Raw genomic sequence first — 4,713 nt, 5'->3', positions numbered from 1 at the left:
GAACTCCCGCTCGGCCTGCTCGGCGAACAGCCCGGGCGCGAGGAGGGTCGCCTGCGGCGGGACGTCCCCGTTTCCCGGACACACGACCAGCCCGTACGCGCGGTCCGGACCCGAAAAACGGGCCAGGTATCGGAGGGCGTCGTCGAAGCGGTCGCCGACGGCGACGAACCCCACGGCCCCCGCCGTCCGAACCGCATCGACGACGGGCGTCAGGTCCGTCCGGAGCGGGGAGGACGCGTCGGCCGCTTCCTCGGCTCCCGATCCGGCCGCGTCCTCCCCTGACCCGTCGCCTTCGTCCGCTTCGGCCCCCGATCCATCCCCGTTCACGGGTCGGGTTCCGGGACCGCCAGCTCCGCTTGAACCTCCTCGATCAGCTCCTGCGGAGGTTCGTCACGGAGCTCGTTGAACAACAGGACGCTGATCGGGAGGGTCGGCGCGCCGCCGATCAGGCTCTCCATGATGACCAGTCGCTCGCGAGCCCGGGACATCCCGACGTAGAAGACCCGGCGCTCGTTGTCGGTAAGCACCGGGACCGGGCTCGTCGACTTGGTGAACTCGTCGACCCCGTCGACGTCGGTCGGGTCGTCGATGGAGGCCGCCATCTGCTCGACCACCTTCTCCGTGAGGTCGGTCGCGACGAACACGTGGTCGGCTTCGCGGCCCTTCGCGGAGTGGATGGTGCCGACGCGGACCGCGCCCGGGTCGGCGTCCTGATAGTCGCCGTCGAAGTACGCACCCATCGATTTCCGCTGGAAGCTCGTCACCTTCCGGACCATGTCGTCGGCGCTCGTCCGGTCGGGCATAAAGGGGATGTAGTCGGTCACCTCGTCGGGGTCGAGCTCGATCGTCGCGATGTCGTCGGCGTCGGCGTCCTCCTCACAGTCGTCGAGGAAGTCGTAGAACTCGTCGCGGTCGTGGGTGCCGAACGCCGACTCTTGGAGCATGTCCGCGAGCCGCCGCGCCTCGAGCAACGACACCGGCTCGCCGTCGTCGACGTTCTCGATCGCCGCGACGTAATCTTGGATCCGGTCGGTCCACATCCGCCCGTCCGTCAGCATCGTAAAGGGGATCCCGTGGTCGATGAACTCGTCGATGAAATCGAACATCTGGTAGCGCGCACGGAACAGACACATCACGCTCCCATCGTCGTCCTCGACGGTGTAGCGGACGTTCCGGACGAGCTCGAGCATCGACGGGGACTGGATCGCCTCGACGCTGCCGCCCTCCTTGCGCGGGTGGAGGTCCTTCTCCTGCCGCTTGTCGATGTGGCGGATCTCCGCGTTGACGACGTTGAGGATCTCCGAGGGGAGCCGGTAGGAGTTCGGGAGGATCACGTCCTCGTCGACCTCGGTCTCTAAGAGGAGATCGGGGTCCGCGCCCTGCCACGCGTACACGACCTGGTCGTCGTCGCCGGCGATGAGCACCTTCCGCATGTGCGGTTTCCACTCCTCGAAGACGTTGTACTGGAGCGTGGTGATGTCCTGGAACTCGTCGATGATCAGGTACTCGACGCTCGGAACGAGCGACCGCTGAGCGACGCGTTCGAGCATGTCGGCGAACCCGACGAGGCCGTTATCCCCTTTATATCCTCGCCACGCACGGATCGTCTCCGGGATGTCGATCCGGTCGTCGTCGGAGGGCCACGTCGGCGTGTACTTGTTCCCCTGCTGAGCGTTGGGGTCCTCCTCGGGGGGGAGACGGACCTCCTCGACGTCCCACTGGAACGGGACGTCGTACCAGTCGGCGACGTCCCGCTCGGTGCGCTGGAGCCACTGGGAGGTGGCGATGATCTTGTTGCCGATGGTCGTCGACCGCGCGGTTCGGCGGCCCGCGCCGCCGTGTTGGTCCTCGAACTCGATCCCGTACTCCTCACAGAACGCCTCCTTGTCGTCCTCGCCGACCACGTCGCCGCGCGAGAGGTCGAGGAGCTCGTACGCTTTCGCGTGCATCGTGCAGACGTTCCCTTTGAGGCTTCGCGGGGAAACGTCGAGCCGCTCGGCGAGCCGTTCACGGATCTCGGCGGCAGCCGCACGGGTGTACGAGACGACGAGGACGTCACGGACGTCGGCGTCCTCCTCCGTGAGGATCGTTTCGACACGGTCGAGGAGGGCGGTGGTCTTCCCGCTTCCGGGGCCGCCAAACAGCCGAGTTACGGTGGGGTCGTTCATTACCGACTACTGATCCTCACTCTCCTTAAACGCCGTGGCTCGGAGTATGGCGTGCCGTCAGGGGTCGAACAGGACCGACGATGGAGGGCCGACCGAGAGGGCGGCCGGAACACGTACGGCACGGAGGAGCGTTCGGGGCGAGTCGGCCGATCAACTGCGCGTCGCGCGTGCTTCGCGGACGTCCGCGCCGTCACGGACGAGGTCCTCACAGGCAGGACAGACACGGGGCCGATCGACATCGTTGGGCGTAAAGACCCGTACGTAGTCCGTAGTGACGAACGAACCACAGTTCTGGCAGGTCGGCATAATGGCAACTAACCGATCGGTATACATAATACTACCGCCGGATCTCAGTGGAAAGAAAAGCGCCGCGTCGAGTAGCCGTCACCGGCGCGTCGGGCGTTCGGAACCGTTAGGTCGGCCGCCAGTCGCAGACGTCACAAGTGACAGCGTCTTGGGGGTGTAGCGCACCACACTCGGGACACTGAAGCTTGTTATAAGATCGTTCCCAGCGTACGATCTCCGTTTCGTGACCGCGGTCGGACAGGAACTCGTCGAACACGTCGTCGTTCGAGCTGGGTGCGCTAGACATTGCGTGTCAATGTATGCCAAGGATCGTATAAGTATCTTTCCGTCCTCCCGATCGGACCGTTCGAACGTCGGTTTCTCGCCGGCCAGCGCACCGAGATCTGATCGAGCGGCGTATCGTGATACGCTCGGCCGGTATCCGTCAACGACGGAGATGGGCGTTCACGACCGAAACGTCATCCGAGGGTTATACCGTGTCGCCGAGAAAGGGGACGGTATTGACGAATGATCCCCGAGCCCAATTCACGCCCATGACCGGCGACGCTGATCCGACTGCTCGGACCGGTACCGCCGAGCGGTCGAACCCGTTTAAGAGTCTGCTCAGGTTAGCTGACGAGGATCTGACTCCCGAGGAACGGATCCGGACCGCCATCGACGTCGGGAGAGCGTACCTCGACGTCGACTACGGCGTGCTCTCGTACACCGGCGAGGGCGAGTACGAGGTGATTCGAACGAACATCGATGAGGGCCCATACGCTGAGGGAGGTGTCGTCGATCTCGACGGAACGTGGTGTCGCCACGTCGTCGCCGACGGGGAGACGATCGGCTTCGCCGACGCCGGCGAGAGTCCGTACCGCGACGACGTCGCTCGGGAAACGACCGGGCTGAACTGTTACGTCGGCGCGCCGGTAACGGTCGGCCGCGAGACGTACGGGACGCTGTGTTTCTCGAGTGAGAACGCCCGGACGGAGCCGATCAGCGACGAGGAGCGTGACTTCGTCTCGATCCTCGCGGGATGGGTGGGAACGGAGATCGAACGGGCGAAACACTACGCGGACCTCCGCGAACAGAACGAGCGACTCGACGAGTTCGCCGGCATCGTCGCCCACGACCTCCGGAACCCACTCGCGGGGGCCATCGGGTTCACCGAGCTCGCTCAGGAGGACGCGACGGGCGAGACGGCCGAGTTCCTCGACCGGGTGCGGAGCTCGCTCGCACGCATGGAATCGATGATCGCGGAGTGTCTGATCTTAGCGAAGGAGGGCGCGGACGTGGGCGAACGCGAGGCGGTCGAACTCGAACCGCTCGTCCGCGACGCCTGGGCGACGGTTCGAACCCGGAACGCGACCCTCGCGGTCGAGATCGATCCGGGAACGACCGTGATCGCCGACGCGGAGCGGCTCCAGCGCCTCTTCGAGAACCTGTTCCGCAACAGCGTGGAACACGGGGGGCGCGACGTGACGGTGACCGTCACCGGCGACGCGGACGGGTTCGTCGTTGCCGACGACGGCCCCGGGCTCCCGCCCGCGGTCGAGGCCGCACTAGACCGTGCCGACACGGAGAACGTGAAGTCGTTCGGGCTCGGGCTCCTCGTGGTGCTCCGCGTGGTGTCGGGACACGACTGGGACCTCGACGTGACGAGTAGCGCCGATGGGACGACGTTCCGCGTAACGGACATCAACGCCGCCGAGCCCGTTCACGACGCGCTTCACCGCGACGACAACGACGACGGCGCGTCCGCGATCCAGACGTAGCCGGCGTCGGGGTCCACGTCGTCGAACTCCCGCGACCAGACGAAGCCGCCGTCGCCAACCCCGTCCGTCGGGTCCGTCGTCCATACGAACCCGCCATCACCGACACCCTCCGAGAAGTCCGTCGTCGCGACCAGGCGGCCGACGTGAGGGTCGTTGCCGTCGAGCACCCAGACGAAGCCGCCGTCGCCCACCCCGTCCGTCGGGTCCGTCGTCCACACGAATCCCCCGTCGCCGACACCCCCCGAGAAGTCCGTCGTCCACACGAACCCCCCGTCGCCGACGCCCACGACCGGGTCACGAGCGAGCGAGAACCCGCCCGCGATCTCGTCGCTCGCGAGATACGAGACCCATCGGAACCCGTCCGATCCGGGCTCCTCGCGGAGGTGATCGGCCCAGACGAACCCCGAATCGGTGCCCTCGTGAGCGTCCGAGCCGTCATCTCGACGCGACGACGCGGCCGCCCCCGCGGCCGCCGCGCTGCC

The 4,713-nt window shown here is 66.4% G+C and carries 4 protein-coding genes and 2 pseudogenes; 1 reads left to right on the top strand and 5 read right to left on the bottom strand.

The features are described from left to right. From ACFQEU_RS11595 to ACFQEU_RS11585, 4 genes and pseudogenes are all read right to left on the bottom strand, one after another. Positions 1-327: pseudogene (locus ACFQEU_RS11595) on the bottom strand (M24 family metallopeptidase); the annotation flags it as partial. Next, positions 324-2,168, bottom strand: a complete 1,845-nt coding sequence (locus tag ACFQEU_RS11590) for a UvrD-helicase domain-containing protein (RefSeq protein WP_379782292.1) — start codon at positions 2,166-2,168, stop codon at positions 324-326. The pseudogene ACFQEU_RS11595 and the gene ACFQEU_RS11590, both read right to left, overlap by 4 nt. A gap of 150 nt (positions 2,169-2,318) precedes the next feature. Beyond that, on the bottom strand, positions 2,319-2,474 hold the full coding sequence (locus ACFQEU_RS18285) for a DUF7563 family protein (protein ID WP_464384238.1): 156 nt from the start codon (positions 2,472-2,474) through the stop codon (positions 2,319-2,321). 106 nt (positions 2,475-2,580) lie between these two features. Then, positions 2,581-2,760, bottom strand: a complete 180-nt coding sequence (locus ACFQEU_RS11585; protein ID WP_379782290.1) for an HVO_0416 family zinc finger protein — start codon at positions 2,758-2,760, stop codon at positions 2,581-2,583. A 247-nt stretch (positions 2,761-3,007) separates the two neighbouring features. On the opposite strand from ACFQEU_RS11585, the gene ACFQEU_RS11580 reads away from it, so the two are divergent. Further along, entirely contained in the window at positions 3,008-4,231 is a 1,224-nt protein-coding gene (locus tag ACFQEU_RS11580) for a sensor histidine kinase (RefSeq protein ID WP_379782288.1), read from the top strand. Here the strand turns inward: ACFQEU_RS11580 and ACFQEU_RS11575 are convergent. Continuing rightward, positions 4,186-4,713: pseudogene (locus tag ACFQEU_RS11575) on the bottom strand (glycosyltransferase family 2 protein); the annotation flags it as partial. The gene ACFQEU_RS11580 and the pseudogene ACFQEU_RS11575 overlap by 46 nt on opposite strands.

Source organism: Halorubrum tibetense (genome assembly GCF_042661865.1).
In the GTDB taxonomy this organism is placed as follows: domain Archaea; phylum Halobacteriota; class Halobacteria; order Halobacteriales; family Haloferacaceae; genus Halorubrum; species Halorubrum tibetense.
This window is presented reverse-complemented; position numbering and strand designations above follow the sequence as displayed.